The 15563-nt window shown below is 73.8% G+C and carries 17 protein-coding genes; 8 read left to right on the top strand and 9 right to left on the bottom strand.

What is annotated here, in order from left to right:
- Positions 1 to 917: hypothetical protein (locus ABZ914_RS04030; protein ID WP_500191491.1), on the bottom strand; the 917-nt coding region annotated here is incomplete at its 3' end.
- Positions 918 to 972: 55 nt separating this feature from the next.
- Here ABZ914_RS04030 and ABZ914_RS04035 point away from each other — a divergent pair.
- The gene (locus ABZ914_RS04035; RefSeq protein ID WP_500191492.1) at positions 973 to 2247 is read left to right on the top strand and encodes an MFS transporter; all 1275 of its coding nucleotides are present in this window, start codon (positions 973 to 975) and stop codon (positions 2245 to 2247) included.
- A 69-nt stretch (positions 2248 to 2316) separates the two neighbouring features.
- On the opposite strand, the gene ABZ914_RS04040 is transcribed toward ABZ914_RS04035, so the two are convergent.
- Together ABZ914_RS04040 and ABZ914_RS04045 are read right to left on the bottom strand one after the other, a co-directional pair.
- Complete coding sequence (locus ABZ914_RS04040; protein WP_500191493.1) at positions 2317 to 3540, bottom strand: MFS transporter; 1224 nt, start codon at positions 3538 to 3540, stop codon at positions 2317 to 2319.
- Positions 3541 to 3561: 21 nt separating this feature from the next.
- Entirely contained in the window at positions 3562 to 3987 is a 426-nt protein-coding gene (locus ABZ914_RS04045) for a MarR family winged helix-turn-helix transcriptional regulator (RefSeq protein ID WP_500191494.1), read from the bottom strand.
- 119 nt (positions 3988 to 4106) lie between these two features.
- On the opposite strand from ABZ914_RS04045, the gene xseA reads away from it, so the two are divergent.
- Positions 4107 to 5321, top strand: a complete 1215-nt coding sequence (xseA, locus tag ABZ914_RS04050; protein ID WP_500191495.1) for an exodeoxyribonuclease VII large subunit — start codon at positions 4107 to 4109, stop codon at positions 5319 to 5321.
- Between the two features lie 10 nt (positions 5322 to 5331).
- Positions 5332 to 5568 (top strand): exodeoxyribonuclease VII small subunit, encoded by a 237-nt coding sequence (locus ABZ914_RS04055; protein ID WP_500191496.1) that lies wholly within the window; start codon positions 5332 to 5334, stop codon positions 5566 to 5568.
- Positions 5569 to 5610: 42 nt separating this feature from the next.
- Here the strand turns inward: ABZ914_RS04055 and ABZ914_RS04060 are convergent, their stop codons facing one another.
- A complete protein-coding gene (locus ABZ914_RS04060; protein WP_500191497.1) occupies positions 5611 to 6528 on the bottom strand; it encodes a DUF4245 domain-containing protein in 918 nt (305 codons plus the stop codon).
- A gap of 20 nt (positions 6529 to 6548) precedes the next feature.
- A complete protein-coding gene (locus tag ABZ914_RS04065; RefSeq protein ID WP_500191498.1) occupies positions 6549 to 7214 on the bottom strand; it encodes a TetR/AcrR family transcriptional regulator in 666 nt (221 codons plus the stop codon).
- 180 nt (positions 7215 to 7394) lie between these two features.
- Here ABZ914_RS04065 and glpX point away from each other — a divergent pair, with 180 nt between their 5' ends.
- Positions 7395 to 8429, top strand: a complete 1035-nt coding sequence (gene glpX / locus ABZ914_RS04070; protein ID WP_190861687.1) for a class II fructose-bisphosphatase — start codon at positions 7395 to 7397, stop codon at positions 8427 to 8429.
- A gap of 10 nt (positions 8430 to 8439) precedes the next feature.
- Here the strand turns inward: glpX and ABZ914_RS04075 are convergent, their stop codons facing one another.
- Both ABZ914_RS04075 and ABZ914_RS04080 read right to left on the bottom strand, forming a co-directional pair.
- Positions 8440 to 8847: an ASCH domain-containing protein gene (locus ABZ914_RS04075; RefSeq protein WP_433148331.1), complete on the bottom strand. Its 408-nt coding sequence runs from the start codon at positions 8845 to 8847 to the stop codon at positions 8440 to 8442.
- 4 nt (positions 8848 to 8851) lie between these two features.
- A complete protein-coding gene (locus ABZ914_RS04080) occupies positions 8852 to 9415 on the bottom strand; it encodes a DUF1707 SHOCT-like domain-containing protein (RefSeq protein WP_500191499.1) in 564 nt (187 codons plus the stop codon).
- 118 nt (positions 9416 to 9533) lie between these two features.
- Between ABZ914_RS04080 and ABZ914_RS04085 the strand changes: the two genes are divergently transcribed.
- The 3 genes from ABZ914_RS04085 (at position 9534) to ABZ914_RS04095 (ending at position 12608) form a co-directional block, all read left to right on the top strand.
- The gene (locus ABZ914_RS04085) at positions 9534 to 10487 is read left to right on the top strand and encodes an ABC transporter ATP-binding protein (RefSeq protein ID WP_500191500.1); all 954 of its coding nucleotides are present in this window, start codon (positions 9534 to 9536) and stop codon (positions 10485 to 10487) included.
- Positions 10484 to 11281 (top strand): ABC transporter permease, encoded by a 798-nt coding sequence (locus tag ABZ914_RS04090; RefSeq protein WP_500191501.1) that lies wholly within the window; start codon positions 10484 to 10486, stop codon positions 11279 to 11281. The genes ABZ914_RS04085 and ABZ914_RS04090 overlap by 4 nt, the downstream gene beginning before the upstream one ends.
- 97 nt (positions 11282 to 11378) lie before the next feature.
- Positions 11379 to 12608 (top strand): MFS transporter, encoded by a 1230-nt coding sequence (locus ABZ914_RS04095; RefSeq protein ID WP_500191503.1) that lies wholly within the window; start codon positions 11379 to 11381, stop codon positions 12606 to 12608.
- Positions 12609 to 12835: 227 nt separating this feature from the next.
- Here the strand turns inward: ABZ914_RS04095 and ABZ914_RS04100 are convergent, their stop codons facing one another.
- Both ABZ914_RS04100 and pdxR read right to left on the bottom strand, forming a co-directional pair.
- Positions 12836 to 13069, bottom strand: a complete 234-nt coding sequence (locus ABZ914_RS04100) for a hypothetical protein (protein WP_190861675.1) — start codon at positions 13067 to 13069, stop codon at positions 12836 to 12838.
- A gap of 29 nt (positions 13070 to 13098) precedes the next feature.
- Positions 13099 to 14532, bottom strand: coding sequence for a MocR-like pyridoxine biosynthesis transcription factor PdxR (gene pdxR, locus ABZ914_RS04105; RefSeq protein ID WP_500191505.1), 1434 nt, complete (start codon positions 14530 to 14532; stop codon positions 13099 to 13101).
- A gap of 113 nt (positions 14533 to 14645) precedes the next feature.
- Between pdxR and ABZ914_RS04110 the strand changes: the two genes are divergently transcribed.
- Positions 14646 to 15563: a DMT family transporter gene (locus ABZ914_RS04110; RefSeq protein WP_433148314.1), complete on the top strand. Its 918-nt coding sequence runs from the start codon at positions 14646 to 14648 to the stop codon at positions 15561 to 15563.

A 15563-nucleotide genomic window follows, 5' to 3' on the forward strand; every position in this document is an offset into this window, starting at 1 on the left:
GGGGGGGGGGGGGGGGGGGGGTCCCGGCGGGCGCGGGGGGGCGGGGGCGTCGGGGGGGGGCGGCCGGCGCGCGGCGCGCCGCCCCCCCCCGCGGCGAGGTCCGTGGTGGAGGCGGGCGCGGCCAGCATGACCAGCAGTTCCGCGCGGCGCGCGCCGATGAGCGCGGCGAGGGCCGCGGGGCCCTCGGGGGCGGTGTGGTCCCAGATCGCGCCGCGGCCGCGCGCGGGATAGCAGATCAGCGGCGGGCCCTGCTCGTCGATCATGGTGATCGCGCCGCGCAGGAACAGGCCCGGGACGAGGACGAGCCCGCGTCCGGCGACGTCCACGGCGCGTTCGGGCGCGAGCCCGGAGGGGACGACGAGCCGGACGAGGCCCGGCGTCCAGCTGATCCGGTCGTCCAGCTCGGCGAACAGCGCGGCGGCCCCGCCGAAGGCCAGCCGCCGGGCCCGGTGCGCGAGGTCGGCCTCCAGGACGGCCCGCATCCGGGCCCAGTACGGCTCGACGCAGGCGTCCCAGTACGCCTCGAACGCCGCGCAGATCCGGTCGAGGACGGCCGCCGGATCGCCGCTCAGCAATGGCGGGACGGGCACGTGCCGGTACGCGGCGGCGATGTCGTGCCGGACGGCATCCGGTGGCGTCTCCCGCAGCACGGCGAGGTCGTCGGCGATCTCGTTGCCGATCCCGGCCGGACGGGGGGTGAGGAAGTCGGGGATCCAGCCGTGCGGTGCGAACAGGACGTCCAGGAGCGCGGTGTCGAGCCGGGCGTACGCGGCGGCGGTCTCCCGCACCCAGGGCAGGTGCTCGGGGTGCTTGGCCGGGAACACCCGCGGACGCAGGCTGAACACCAGCTCGAACAGCGGTGACATCCCGAACGACGTCTCGGCGAGGTCCTGGATGCCGAGCCTGAACTCGTACATTGAGCAGAATCCTAAATCCATTCCCGCCGGCGGGCCGTGCGGCTGGGATGGCCGCATGACGACGATCTCCTCCCCGCCCCCGGGCGTGGCCGCCCTGGCGCGGCATCCGGTGATCCGGGTGCTGGCCGCGGCGATGCTGGTCAACACGCTCGGCAACGGCCTGTTCATGACCACCAGCGCGCTGCTGTTCACCCGCGCGGTCGGGATGTCGCCGTCCCAGGTCGGGGTCGCGCTGGCGCTGGGCGGGGTGTTCGGGATCGCGGCGGGGGTGCCGATGGGCCGCGTCGCCGACCGGTTCGGGGCGCGCCCGACGGTGGTGGCGCTGCTGGGCGCGGAGGGCGTGCTGATCCTCGGCTACACGCAGGTGCGCTCGTTCTGGACGGCGGTGCCGCTGATCTGCGGCGTCACGTTCCTGGACCGGGGCGCGAGCGCCGTCCGCAACGCGTTGGTGGCGCACGCGCTGCCCGCGGAGCTGCGGATGCCGGGCCGGGCGTTCCTGCGGATGATGACCAACACCGGAGTCGGCGTCGGGGCGGCGCTGGCGTCCCTGGCGCTCGTCGCGGACACCCCCGCCGCCTACCGGACGATCGTGGTGCTCGACGCGGTGACGTTCGTCGGTGCGGCGCTCCTGCTGACGCGGGTCCCGGCGGTGCGTCCGGCGCGGGACGCGGCGTCCGGCGGCGCCGGCTTCGGCGCGCTGGCCGATGTCCCGTACCTGGTCATCACCGTGCTGGGCGGGGTGCTGGTGCTGCAGCAGGGGATCCTCGAGGTCGGCGTGCCGCTGTGGGTGACGCGCGAGACGCACGCGCCGCGCCTGCTCGTCTCGGCCTGCCTGGTGCTGAACACGGCCCTGGTCATCGCGTTGCAGGTGCGGATGAGCCGCGGCGTGGAGGACCCGCGGGTCGCGGCGCGGGCGTGCCTGCGCGCCGGGACGCTCATGGCGGTCGGCTGCCTGCTGTTCGGGCTGGCCAAGGGCCCGGAGCCGTGGACGGCGTCCCTGCTGATCCTGGCGGCGCTGGTGGTCCAGACGGTCGGCGAGGTGCTGTGCGCGGCGGGCACCTGGGCGCTCAGCTACGAGCTGGCGGACGAGCGCGCGCACGGCGTCTACCAGGGGGTCTTCAACAGCGGTTTCGCGGCCGGGGTGCTGCTGGGGCCGCTCGTCGTCACGCAGACGGCGCTGCGCCACGGCATGGGCGGCTGGGCCGTCTTCGGTGCGGTCTTCCTGGTGGCGGCGGTCGCGTTCGTTCCGGCGGCGCGCTGGGCCGCCGCGCACCGTCCGTTCCCGGTGCCGGCCCCGGCTCCGGCGCCGGAACCGGGGCGGGCGCGCTGACACCCGCGCGGCGGCGGCAGCGGAGGCGAGCCGCCGCGCGGGTGATCGTTGGAGCGGTGCCGCCTGCGGTCACGCCTGGGCGGGCAGCGGTTCGTCCTGGAAGGCGTGGTCGATGTCGACGCGCTCCAGTGGCGCCATGTGGCGGCGGCGCACCACCAGGACGCCGATCGCGACGACGCAGCACGCGGCGCCGACGACGTACGGGAGGTGCGGGTTGACCTCCTCGGCGAGCTTCGTCGCGAAATAGGGGGCGAGGGCGCCGCCCATCCAGCGGACGAAGTTGTACCCGGCGGACGCGACGGGCCGCGGGTTGTCGGACACCTCCATCGCGGCCTCGGTGAACGCGGTGTTGTTCAGCCCGATCGGGATGCCGGACAGGATCGTGCAGACGATGATCCCGTCGTGCCCGAGGAAGGCCAGGCCCAGCTGGAACAGCACCAGCAGCGCCAGCCCGAGGTACATGACGCAGACCGTCCCGATCCGGCGCTGCAGCGCGGGCGCGCCGAACACCGAGGCCAGCGCGACCATGACGCCCCAGCCGAAGAACACCAGGCCGATGCCGTGGGCGCTCATCCCGAGCACGAACGGGGTGAAGGCGAGGACGGTGAAGAACGCGTAGTTGTAGAACAGCGCGGTGAACGCGGTGGTGGACAGCCCGCCGTGCCCGAGCGCGCGGATCGGCGCGGTCAGCCGGGTCTTCTCCGCGGGCTTCGGCGGCGCCTTGAGCAGCGTGACGATCAGCAGGAAGCCGACGGCCATCAGGATCGCGGTGCCGAAGAACGGGAAGCGCCAGTTCATGTCGCCGAGCAGCGCGCCGACGAGCGGGCCGAGCGAGATGCCGAGGCCGAGCGCGGCCTCGTACAGGACGATGGCCTTCTCGGCGCCGCCGGACGCCGCGCCGACGATGACGGCGAGCGCGGTGGCGACGAACAGCGCGTTGCCGAGGCCCCAGCCGGCGCGGAAGCCGACGAGCTGGCCGACGGTGTCGGACGTGCCGGCGAGCGCGGCGAACACCACGACGAGGGTGAGCCCGATCATCAGCGTCCTCTTGCCGCCGATCCGGCTGGACACCCAGCCGGTGATCAGCATGGCCACCGCGGTGATCAGGAAGTAGCTGGTGAACAGCAGCGAGACCTGGCTCGGTGTGGCCCGCAGGTTCGCGGCGATCGCGGGCAGGATCGGATCGACGAGCCCGATGCCCATGAAGGCGACGACGGCGGCGAAGGCGGTGGCCCACACCGACATCGGCTGCCTGAGGATGCCGCCGCCCTTCGACGAGGGAACAGCGTGCATGGAGACCCCCCCTTTAAGAGATCAAGGAGCGGTGAAGAGCTTGTCGAGGGCGGGCAGCGCCGCGGCGACCGCCGCGCGCTCCTCGTCCGTCAGCACCGCGAACCGTTCGGCGAGGAAGCCGATCCGCTGCTCGCGCCCGGCGGCCAGCCGCTCGCGGCCGGTCGCGGTGAGCGCGGCGGTGACGACGCGGGCGTCCGAGCCGTCGCGGCCGCGCTCGACCAGGCCGTCCCGCTCCAGCCGGTTGATCTGCGCGGTCATGGTGGGGAGCCGGACGCCGTGCTCGGCGGCCAGCTCGGTCATGCGGCGCGGCCCGTGCTCCAGCGAGCCGAGCACCGACAGCTGCTGGCTGGTGATCGCCTGGTCGGCGCTGACCCGGCGCAGCATCAGCACGATGTGCCGGAGGCTGCGGTTGAGCTGCTCGGCCAGCGCGCTCTCGGTAACGGTCACGGTTGCTCTCCTCGGGATTACTTAGTCAGTCTAAGTTAGTGTGGCTAAGCATTGGCGCGGTCCGGCATGTCTCGTCCGTCACACGCCGCCGGCCTCCCGGCGCCCGTAGGCTTCGGGGCATGGCGATGGAGACCACGGCCGAGTCCCCCGTGCCGGTGCGGACCGTCCTGCAGGCGGTCGGCGGCTGGATCGGCCGTCTCGGCCGGATCTGGGTCGAGGGCCAGATCACCGACCTCAACGCGCGCGGCGGCACCGTCTACGTGACGCTGCGCGACCCCGTCGCGAACATGTCCGTCCGGGTCGTCGGCCCGCGCGGGGTGTTCGAGGCCGCCGGGCCCGCCCTTACCGACGGCGCCCGCGTCGTCGTGCACGCCAAGCCCGACTTCTGGATCAACCGCGGGACGTTCTCGCTCAGCGCCATCGAGGTCCGCCCGGTCGGCGTCGGCGAGCTGCTGGCCCGGCTGGAGCGGCTCAAGCAGGTGCTCGCGTCCGAGGGCCTGTTCCGGCCCGAGCGCAAGCGCCCGCTGCCGTTCCTGCCCGGCAAGATCGGGCTGATCTGCGGCCGCGACTCCGACGCCGAGCACGACGTCCTGCAGAACGCCCGCCGCCGCTGGCCCGCCGTGGCGTTCCGCGTCGAGAACACCGCCGTCCAGGGCTCCTACGCCGTCGGCGAGGTCATGGAGGCGCTCCGCAAGCTCGACGCCGACCCCGAGATCGAGGTCATCGTCATCGCGCGCGGCGGCGGCGCCATGGAGGACCTGCTGCCGTTCTCCGACGAGACGCTCGTCCGCGCGGTCGCCGCCGCCCGCACCCCGGTCGTCAGCGCGATCGGGCACGAGCAGGACAGCCCGATCCTCGACCTCGTCGCCGACGTCCGCGCCTCCACCCCGACCGACGCGGCGAAGAAGACCGTCCCGGACGTGCGCGAGCAGCTCCAGCTCGTCCGGCAGCTCCGCGACCGCGGCCGCCGCTGCCTGGCGGGCGGCCTGGAGCGGGAGCTGCACTGGCTGAGGAACGTCCGGTCGCGGCCCGCCCTCGCCGACCCGGTCCGCGAGATCGAGCGGCAGTCCGAGCGGGTCCTGGCGCTGCGCGACCGGACCCGCCGGTGCGTGGCGTCCGCCCTGGACCGGGCCGGGGACGAGCTGTCGCACACCCGCGCCCGCCTGCTCGCCCTCTCCCCCGCCGCGACGCTCGACCGCGGCTACGCGATCGTCCAGCGCGAGGACGAGGCGGTCGTGCGGGAGCCCGCCGACGTCAAGGACGGCGAGCGCCTCCACGTCCGCCTGGCGGGCGGCCGGCTCACCGCCACCGTCTCCGGCCGCGAAGAGCCCTAGAGTGGTGCGAGTGGCAGAAGAGAACGCGACCGAGCGCAAGCCCTCGTACGAGCAGGCCCGCGACGAGCTGACCGAGGTCGTCAAGCGGCTGGAGGCCGGCGGGCTGACGCTCGAGGAGTCGCTCGCCCTGTGGGAGCGCGGCGAGAAGCTCGCCGCCGTCTGCGAGGAATGGCTCGAGGGCGCGCGCGCCAGGCTCGCCGCCGCCATGCAGGGACCGGAGGACGGCGAAGCCCCGGCCCCGTTCTGACCGTAGGGGGACACGCGTCCGGGACGGGCCCGCGGGCCCGGGTCAGGACCCCTGGGTGGCCGGCGCCGACGCCGTCGGCGCCGGGCCCGCACCCTGCTTGGCCTGCGGCTTCAGCGAGGCGGCGAGCACCGCCAGCTCCTCGTAGGACGCGGTGCCCGTCACCACGATGCTCATCCCGCCGGGGCCCGGCCGCGCCAGCGAGTTCGCCTTCTTGTCGTTGCGGTGGTACTTCGCCCACGATTCGCCGGCGACCTGCATCGTGCCGATCGGCTTGCTGCTGTTGGTCATCCGCGGGACGTAGGCTTCCGGCTTCTCGTTGCTCTGCTCCAGCGCCGCGTACTCGCCCTTCGGCGTCACGAACCCGAGATGCCACGCCACCGGCTGCTTGCCGCCGGAGTCCAGGCCGTTCAGGCGCGAGCTCGTCGGCCGCCAGCTCGGCGGCAGGCCCTCCGGCGCGTACGGCGTGTACGGCGCGTCGCTGCGCAGGGCCCACAGCTGCGAGGAGTAGTCGACGGTCCGCAGCACTTCCTTGTTGTCGCGCGGCGTGATCACGAAGATCGCCAGCACGAGCAGCAGGCACGCGCCCATCGCCATCGTGAAACCGCCGAGCCCGGTCGTCAGCCGCTTGTACACGGCCGGGCTGACCTGGACCACGGGACGGCCCGCGCCCTGCGGCGCCGCCGCGGCCTCGCCCCCGGCCCGCGCGCCCTCGCTCTCGGCCGGGGCCCGCTCGCCGTCGCCCTTGCCCTCGCCGGACGCGGCGTCCCCGGCGCCCTCAGAAACGGCGCCTTCCGAAACGGCGTCCTGCGGAGCGGCGCCGGCGGTCGCCTCGCCGTGCGCCCGCGGCGCCTCCGCCGCCGACGGCTCCCCGGCGGGCGGCCGCTCGCCGGCGGCGGGCTGCTCGGACCCGGAGACGGTCTCGGCGGCCTCCGGAGCGGATGCGGGACTCTTGTCGGTCACCCCTCCAGGATCCCGCACGGTCACGGCTGCTCTGTACGGGGGTTCCTGATCGTGCCGACGATGCCCATGATCTCGTCCGCCAGGGTGCGCGCCGCGTCCTCGTCGTCCATCAGCGAGATCTCCGACACCGCGCCCGCCATCGCGCCCGTCAGCACCACGACCAGCGCCTCGTCGACGCCGCCGTCCGCGGTGTGGAACAGCGCCGCGTTCCGGCGCGCCCACTTGTTCAGCCGCTGGCGCATCACCCGGTCGAACCCGGGCGGGCCGTCACCGGAGATGAACAGCCGCGCGACGTCCCGCTCCCGCAGGCACCCGTCGAGGTACGCGCCGGCGCCCGCGACGAACTGCCGCATCGCATCGTTCTCGCCCGCGTCCCGCACCGCGTTGATCGCCTTGCGGGTGCGCTCCTGCTGGCGGCCCTGGAACTCCTCGAACAGCGTCAGGTACAGGTCGGCCTTGCCGTTGAAGTGGTGGTACAGGCTGCCGACGCTGGCGCCCGCCTTGGCGACGATGTCGGTCACCGCGGCCTGCGCGAAGCCCGCCTCGCAGAAGACGTCCCGGGCGGCGGACAGCAGGGCGCTGCGCGTGGCGGCCCCGCGGTCGGAGGTGCGCGCGGGCGCCTCCGCGGCCCCCGCGCCCCCGTCCTGTGCCGCCCCGTCGGACGAGACGTCGATGTCGCTGCTCATGAGCCCTGAGATTACGCCCTCTTCCCACGGGGAAACGATCCCTTGCCCGCGTGACGGTCAAAACGACCCGCGCACGCGGGCGGCTCTCCCCGGCGCACCGGCTGGTCTGGTCCAATTTGTGACCCGCCGTCCGGTCCCCGGAGAATCCGAGTCACCACCGAACGAAGGGGCCGCCCCGTCATGTCCGAAGAGACCACCGTTTCCTCCCCGCTGACCACCGAGCCGGCCGCGCCGGACCGCAACCTGGCGATGGAGCTGGTCCGGGTGACCGAGGCCGCCGCCATGGCCGCGGCCCGCTGGGTCGGCCGCGGGGACAAGAACGGCGCCGACGGAGCCGCCGTCAACGCGATGCGCCAGCTCATCAACACCGTCTCGATGCGCGGCGTCGTCGTGATCGGCGAGGGCGAGAAGGACAACGCCCCCATGCTCTACAACGGCGAGGAGGTCGGCGACGGCTCCGGCGCGGAGTGCGACGTCGCCGTCGACCCGGTGGACGGCACCCGCCTCACCGCCCTCGGCATGAGCAACGCCATCGCCGTGCTGTCGGTGGCCCCGCGCGGATCGATGTTCGATCCGTCCGCCGTGTTCTACATGGAGAAGCTCGTCACCGGCCCCGAGGCCGCCGACGTCGTCGACATCGAGCGCCCGATCGCCGACAACATCCGCGCCATCGCGCGCGCCAAGGGCTCCTCCACGCACGACGTGACCGTCTGCATCCTCGACCGCCCCCGGCACGAGGGCATCGTCAAGGAGGTCCGCGAGACCGGCGCCCGCATCAAGTTCATCCTGGACGGCGACGTCGCCGGCGCGATCATGGCGTCCCGCCCCGGCACCGGCGTCGACCTGCTGCTCGGCATCGGCGGCACCCCCGAGGGCATCATCGCCGCCTGCGCGATCAAGGCGCTCGGCGGCGTCATCCAGGGCCGCCTGTGGCCGCAGGACGACGCCGAGCGGCGCAAGGCGATCGACGCCGGCCACGACCTCGGCCGCGTCCTCACCACCGACGACCTCGTCACGTCCGACGACGTGTTCTTCGCCGCCACGGGCATCACCGACGGGGAGCTGGTCGACGGCGTCCGGTACAGCAAGGGCACGGCCGTCACCCACTCCCTCGTGATGCGGTCGCGCAGCGGCACGATCCGCACCATCTCCAGCGAGCACAAGCTCAGCAAGCTCCGCGCCTACAGCGCCATCAACTTCGACAGCGCGGTCTAGGAGGCGCCGGTCAGGGGTCCAGGCGGCGGAAGCGCTGGGCCACGACGAGCGTGTCGTCGGTGATCTCGGGCGTGCGGCCGAGGAAGGCGGCGACGCCGTCGCTGCGGAAGAAGCGCTCGTGGTCGGCGCGCCATTCGGCGGCGCCGGCGTAGCCGCGGCCTTCGGCGCGGGCGTAGGCGTCGTCGATCTCCTTGATCGGGACGACGCGGACCTCGGTGAGCTCGATCGCGGCGGCGGGACGGCCGTCGGAGTCGAGCACGGCGAACCGGTCGCCGGGTCCGGGGACCGGCTCGCCGGCCTTCTCGTGGAGTTCGAGCAGGCCGGTGAAGGCGGTCTTCTCGCCGTTCAGGACCGCGGCCACGCCGCGGTCGCGTTCGGGGCCGGGGAAGGCGAGTTCGAGGGGCGCAAGATCGTCCATGGGCCTAGCGTCGCAGGCGGCCTCGGACGCGCTGCCGGAGGGTCCGCTTCGGGGCCCTGGCCTTCACCGAGCCGAAGAGGAGGGTGCCGGCGACCTCGATGGTGGGGCCCTCGGCGGCGGGACGGGTCCGGACCTCGCGGGTACTGAGCACGGTGCGGCCGGTGACGTCCACGCGGACGCCCTCGGGGACGAGGAGGCGGACGCGGCCGGCGAGGACCATCGAGTCGAGCACGATGTGGCGGCGCTGCAGGACGGCCTCGCGCAGGTCGAGTTCGACCGTTCCGAAGAGGGCGAGCAGCGGCAGCTTGACGGGGACGACCCAGCGGCCGTCGCGGCGGACGCGGCCGAAGAGGGCCGTGACCGGGCGGTCGTCCACGAGGATGGGCTGGGCCTCCTCGGGGCTGAGGTCGAGGGTGAGGCCGGTGAGCTCGCCGAGGGTGCGGGCGGCGTAGACGCGGGCGGTGCGGTCGGCGTGCTCGTCCATGGTGATGCGGCCGTCCGCGAGCGCCTCGCCGAGCACGGCGGCGACGCGCTCCCGGTCGGCGTCGGACGCGCGCAGGTCGCTCACGCGGGTCGCCTGTCCCGGGCGGCGGGGGATGTCCACACGAAGAGGTTACTGGGCCCGCGGCGGGGGACCCCGAGAAAAATGGATGGGTTTCGCCGAGACCGGTACCTAGGGTGACGGCATGACGGTGCAACGTGCGCAGCTCGCGGCCGAGGAGGGGGAGGCCGGGGCGGCGGCGATCAGCCTGCGCGGCGTGGTCAAGCGGTTCGGGACGTTCACCGCGGTGGACGGGCTGGACCTGGACGTCCCCGCGGGCAGCTGCCTGGGCCTGCTCGGGCCGAACGGCGCCGGGAAGTCGACGACCATGAAGATGCTGACCGCGCAGGCGGTGGCGGACGAGGGCGCCATCCGGGTGCTGGGGTTCGAGGTCCCCGCGCAGTCGAAGCAGGCGCGGGCGGCGATGGGGGTCGTCCCCCAGCAGGACAACCTGGACGAGGAGCTGACCGCCCGGGAGAACCTGGAGATCTTCGCGCACCTGTACCGGGTGCCGCGGCGCGAGCGCCGCGCGGCCGTGGACGACGCGCTGGCGATCGCGCACCTGACCGAGCGCCAGGGGACGAAGGTGGACGACCTCTCGGGCGGGATGCGGCGGCGGCTGCTGATCGCGCGGGGGCTGGTGCACCGTCCGGCGCTGGTGCTGCTGGACGAGCCGACGGTGGGCCTGGACCCGCAGGTCCGGGCGGAGCTGTGGGGGCTGATCGACGGGCTGCGCTCGCGCGGGACGACCGTGCTGATGTCGACGCACTACATCGAGGAGGCCGAGCGGCTGGCGGACGAGTGCGCGCTGATGTCGCACGGCAGGGTGATCGCGCGGGGGTCGCCGTCGGAGCTGGTCGCGCGGTACGCGGGCGAGCGGGTGGTGGAGCACTACGGGCCGCCCGACCGGCTCGCGGAGGTCGAGCGGATCGCGCGGGCGGCGGGGCTGCCGACGCGGCGGACGGGCCCGTCGGTGTCGGTGCTGAAGGCGGAGACGATCGCGCCGTCGCTGGACGAGGAGCTGGGGCCGGACGGCGTGCGCCGCGCGGCCAATCTTGAGGACGTGTTCGTCGTGCTGACCGGGGAGCGAGTGGAATGACCGTCGAGGCCGGGCGGGCGCCGCGGCTGCGGCGCTTCGAGGTCGCGCCGCTGAAGGGGATCTGGCGGCACGAGCTGGCCCTGTACAAGCGGTACTGGATGACGCAGTCGTTCGCGTCGATGGTGGAGCCGACGTTCTACCTGCTGGCGTTCGGCTACGGGTTCGGGTCGATGGTCGCGATGGTGGGCCACTACCGGTACCTGGACTTCGTCGCGACGGGCGTGGTGGGGACGGCGGCGCTGTTCACGTCGGTGTTCCCGGGGATGTTCAACTCCTATATCCGGCGGTCGTTCCAGCACACCTACGACGCGATCCTGGCGGCGCCGGTGGACGTGCACGAGCTGGTGACGGCGGAGGCGCTGTGGATCGCCGCGAAGTCGTCGGTCTACTCCTGCACGCCGATCGTGGTGGCGCTGTTCTTCGGGCTCGATCCGTCCTTCGGGATGCTGCTGGTGCCGTTCATGGTGTTCTTCCTGGCGCTCGGGTTCGGGCTGTTCGGGATGTGGACGTCGTCGGTGGTGCCGTCGATCAACTCGTTCGACTACGTGATCACCGGGGTGGTGACGCCGCTGTTCCTGGTGGCGGGGACGTTCTTCCCGGTGGACGCGCTGCCGGACTGGGCGCGGTACGCGGCGCGGGTGAACCCGCTGTACCACTGCGTGGAGCTGGTGCGGGACGCGGTGTTCGGGCTGCGGCCGCTCACCGACCTCGGGCATCTGGGGGCGCTGGTGGCGTTCGCGGGCCTGATGTGGATACTGGCGGTCCGGGGCATGCGGAGGCGGCTGATCGACTGATCGGGACGTCTTCCCGGATGATTGACCCGGCGCGTACCCTGTCTCTACGCTGACGCGAATCTTCTTCACATTTCGTCAGGCAGAGAGGTCGGACCGCATGAGCGAGGGCATCACCGAGCGGGACCGCCGGGCGCGGGTCTCCGCCTACGCCGCTTTCGCCGTCCAGGGACTGTGCTTCGCCTCTCTGGTGACGCAGGTGCCGAAGATGCAGGATACGCACCACCTCAGCGACGGGACGCTCTCCCTCGTGCTGCTCATGGTGCCGCTGATCGCCGGCGTCGGCAGCGTCATCTCGGGCGCGCTGTTCAAGCGGTTCGGCAGCGGCCTCGTGCTGCGGGTCGCGCAGCCCGCCGTGGCCGTCACCATCGTGCTGATCGGCGCCACCGGCGACAACGACATCGCCCTCTACGGGGCGGTCGCGCTGTTCGGCCTGTTCGTCGGCGCGGTGGACGCCTCCATGAACGCGCAGGCCATCGCGGTGGAGCGGCGGTACGGCGTCAGCCTGATCACCGGCTTCTACGCGGTGTGGTCCGTCGCCGGGATCCTCGGCGGCCTGTGGGCGTCGGCGTCCAACAAGATGGACCTCTCGCTCCTCACCGGCTTCGGGATCGCCGCCGCCGTCGGCATCGTGGCGTCCCTCGCCACCGGGCCGCGCCTGTACCGGCGCGAGGAGGAGGGCGACGGGCCGTCCGCCGAGGAGCTCAAGGCCGCCGAGCGCAGCGTCCCGTGGCGCCCGATCCTGATCGTCGGCGCGGCGATGGCCGTCGCCTACCTGGCCGACTCGGCGATCTCCAGCTACGGCGCCAAGTACCTGGACGACGAGCTGTCGGCGGCCGACTGGGTCGCGCCGCTCGGCTACGTCGCCTACCAGATCACGATGGTGATCAGCCGCGCGGTCGCCGACCTCGGCGTCCGCCGCTCGGGCCCGGTCCAGGTGGTGCGGCTCGGCGGTCTGGTCGGCATCGTCGGCATGGTCGGCGTGGTGGCGGCGCCGAACGCGGCCGTCGCCATCGCCGCCTTCGCGGTCGCCGGCCTCGGCCTCAGCGTGATCGCGCCGGTCTCCTTCTCCGCCGCCGGACGCGTCGACCCGACCGGCCTCGGCGTCGCGGTGGCCCGCGTCAACATCTTCAACTACGTGGGCTTCGTGCTCGGCGCCGCCGTCGTCGGCGCGATCGCGCCGGTCAGCCACGACCACGGCCTGCGGCTGGCGTTCATCGTCCCGGCCGCGCTGATCCTGGTCGTCTTCGTCACCGCCAAGGGCTTCGACCCGAAGCCGGTCCAGGGCGCCGACCCCAACACCCCCGCCATGGAACGCCCCTTCGCCTAAGCAAGCCCCACCCGTGCAACCCGGCTGAACACAGGCACGAAAGGCCCGGTTGGACACGGCACGGAAGGCCGGACCTCAGCCACGGCCACGGGCAGGCACGCGGAGCGAGTGCAGCGAGCGCAGCGGGCCTGCCCGACGACGGAGGACGCGTTTCGCGCGGAGCGCCAGCGGAGCGGGAAACGCGTCCTCCGTCGTGACGGGGGTTCCAGGGGGTCGCCCCCCTGGGATCACACGGTCTCTTCCAGTGCGCTCACGGCCTTCTCGCCTTCCACCTGGGCCTGTTCCGGCGTCAGGTCCTGGAGCGCCCGGCTCAGCGCCACTTCGGCGGCGTCGGCGGCGGCGCGCAGGGTGACGGCGTGCTCCTGTGCGCGTTCGAGGTCGCCCAGGCCGACGCAGTCGAAGGCGACCTGCGCGTCGTGACCGGCCATCTTCAGCTGCCGTGCGGCCTCATCCAGACTCATCCATACCTCCTACACCGGGGATGTTGGTCCTACCCTTCCGTCCCCCCGGTAACCGCTTTGCCGAGCAGCTGTGCCGCCTTGACCAGGCGACTTTCGGCAATTCGGGCATATCCCAGCACGAGAGCGGGGGGCGCGCCGGCGGCGCGTTCGGCGGACCACATCTCGCGGGCGCCGGCCGCCGACACCCCGGACCGCGCGGCGCGGGCCAGGACCGCGTCCTCGTCTGATCCGGGCGGGAGTTCCACATAGAGGTGGATGCCCGCTGAGACGCCGTGAACCGTCGCGCCGGGCACGTATGTGGCGAGCGCGTCGGCGAGGGCGTCGCGGCGGGACCGGTAGCGGCGCCGCATGGTGCGCAGATGCCGGTCGTAGCCGCCGCCGCGGAGGAACTCGGCGAGGGCGTACTGCTCGATGACGGGCGCGCCGAGGTCGGTCTGGCCGCGGTGCTCGCGGAGCCGCGTCGCGAGGCGGGCGGGGGCGACGGTCCAGCCGAGGCGCAGCGCGGGCGCGAGGGCCTTGCTGACGGAGCCGAGCAGCACGACGCGGTCGGGGTCGACGCCCTGGAGGCAGCCGACGGGTTCGCGGTCGTAGCGGAACTCGGCGTCGTAGTCGTCCTCCAGGATCAGGCCGTCGACGTCCCGCGCCCAGGCGATCAGCTCGGCGCGGCGGGACGGGGACAGCACGACGCCGGTGGGGTACTGGTGGGCGGGCGTGACGAGGACGGCGCGCGCGTTGGTGCGGGCGAGCGCGGCGACGTCCACGCCGTCGGCGTCCACGGGGACGCGGACGAGCCGGATGCCGGACGCCTCCAGCATCGGCAGCTGCCGGACGCTGGTGGGGTCCTCGACGGCGAGGGCGCGGTGGCCGTCCGCGATCAGCAACCGGACCAGCGCGGACAGCCCGTGCGCCACCCCGTTCATGATCACGACGCGGCCGGGGTCGGCGACGGCGGCGCGGACCCGGCCGAGGTAGCCGGCCAGCTCGGTGCGCAGCGGCCGGACGCCGCCGGGGTCGGGGTAGGTCAGCTCCTCGCTGGGGAGCGTGCGCAGCGCGGCGCGGGTGGCCGCGATCCAGCGCTCCCGGGGGAAGGCGGACAGGTCGGGCTGGCTGGGCCACAGGTCGTAGAGCGCGCCGGGGTCGGGCGGGATGTCGCAGGACGGGAGCGCGGCGGGGGCCGGGTCCTCGGCGGGAGGGGCGGGAACGGGGTCGTCGGGGCGGGCGAGGGGGGCGATGCGGGTGCCGTCGCCGCGCCGGGCGATGAGGAAGCCCTCGGCGGTCAGCTGCTCGTAGGCGGCCACGACGACGCCGCGGGACACCTCGAGGTCGCGGGCGAGGTCGCGGCTCGACGGCAGTCGGGTGCCCGCGGTCAGCCGCCCGGCCCGCACCGCCGCGCGGAAGCCCGCGGCGATCTGCGCGGCCAGCCGTCCCGCCCCGCGGTCGAGTGGGAGATGGAGGTCGGTCACATGACACTCAGCGTCGATCGGGCGTTCATGCGTCACTTGCCCGAGATTGGTCCATGGTCGATGGTAGCCATTGGCTCTGTGTTCAGGTCCAACGGGCTCCTAGCGTTCGAGTCATGAAGATCTCCTCTCTCTCCCTCGGGGGCGGCGCCGCCGCCGGGACCGCGATGTTCCTCGTCGGCACGCTGACCGCGGTGTCCGCGACGATCGCGGACTATCCGGTCTTCGGCGGCCAGGCCGTCCGGTACACGGTGGCCGCGGTGATCCTGCTGGCGGTGGCGCGGCTGCGCGGCGGCCCGGCCCGGCGGCCGGCGGCGCGGGAGTGGGCGCTGCTGGCGGCGCTGGCGGGGACGGGCCTGGTCGCGTTCAACGTGTGCATCGTCGCGGCGACCCGGGACACCAGCCCGGCGACGATCGGCACGGTGATCGCGACGGTGCCGATCGTGCTGGCGCTGGTCGGGCCGCTGCTGGAGGGCCGCCGGCCCGCGCCGGCGGTGGTGGCCTCGGCGTGCGTGGTCGCGGCGGGGGCGGCGCTCGCCAACGGGCTCGGCGGGGGCAGCCTGCGGGGGCTGCTGCTGTCGCTGGGCGCGCTCGCCGGGGAGGTGTGCTTCTCGCTGCTGGCCGTCCCGCTGCTGCCGACGCTCGGCCCGGTGCGGGTGTCGGCGTACTCGGCGGCGATCGCCGCGCCGATGCTGCTGGCCGTCGGGCTGGTCACCGACGGGACGGCCGTGCTGCGGGCGCCGACCGGCGCGGAGTTCGCGGGGCTGGCGTACCTGTCGGTGATCGTCACCGTGATCGCGTTCCTGCTCTGGTACGGGGCGCTCGGCCGGCTCGGCGCGGACCGGGCGGGGTTGTTCGCCGGGATGATCCCGGTCAGCGCGGTCGTCACCACGGTGGTCCTCGGGCTCGGACGGCCCGGGCCGGCGGACCTGGCGGGGGCGGCGCTGGTGGCCGTGGGGGTCGTCCTCGGGCTGCGGCGCCGGGTCGTACCCTGTGAGGCGGCCCCCATCGGAATCGCGCGAGGATCTGCCTGA

Origin of the sequence: Spirillospora sp. NPDC046719 (assembly GCF_040645715.1) — a bacterium.
GTDB lineage: Bacteria > Actinomycetota > Actinomycetes > Streptosporangiales > Streptosporangiaceae > Spirillospora.

Excerpts from the sequence above, each read along its gene's own strand:
- ABZ914_RS04100 (WP_190861675.1), bottom strand. The coding sequence starts at position 13,069 with ATGAGTCTGGATGAGGCCGCACGGCAGCTGAAGATGGCCGGTCACGAC.
- ABZ914_RS04090 (WP_500191501.1), top strand. The coding sequence starts at position 10,484 with ATGACCGTCGAGGCCGGGCGGGCGCCGCGGCTGCGGCGCTTCGAGGTC.
- ABZ914_RS04065 (WP_500191498.1), bottom strand. The coding sequence starts at position 7,214 with ATGAGCAGCGACATCGACGTCTCGTCCGACGGGGCGGCACAGGACGGG.
- ABZ914_RS04095 (WP_500191503.1), top strand. The coding sequence starts at position 11,379 with ATGAGCGAGGGCATCACCGAGCGGGACCGCCGGGCGCGGGTCTCCGCC.
- ABZ914_RS04075 (WP_433148331.1), bottom strand. The coding sequence starts at position 8,847 with ATGGACGATCTTGCGCCCCTCGAACTCGCCTTCCCCGGCCCCGAACGC.
- xseA (WP_500191495.1), top strand. The coding sequence starts at position 4,107 with ATGGCGATGGAGACCACGGCCGAGTCCCCCGTGCCGGTGCGGACCGTC.
- glpX (WP_190861687.1), top strand. The coding sequence starts at position 7,395 with ATGTCCGAAGAGACCACCGTTTCCTCCCCGCTGACCACCGAGCCGGCC.
- ABZ914_RS04035 (WP_500191492.1), top strand. The coding sequence starts at position 973 with ATGACGACGATCTCCTCCCCGCCCCCGGGCGTGGCCGCCCTGGCGCGG.
- ABZ914_RS04040 (WP_500191493.1), bottom strand. The coding sequence starts at position 3,540 with ATGCACGCTGTTCCCTCGTCGAAGGGCGGCGGCATCCTCAGGCAGCCG.
- ABZ914_RS04110 (WP_433148314.1), top strand. The coding sequence starts at position 14,646 with ATGAAGATCTCCTCTCTCTCCCTCGGGGGCGGCGCCGCCGCCGGGACC.
- ABZ914_RS04085 (WP_500191500.1), top strand. The coding sequence starts at position 9,534 with ATGACGGTGCAACGTGCGCAGCTCGCGGCCGAGGAGGGGGAGGCCGGG.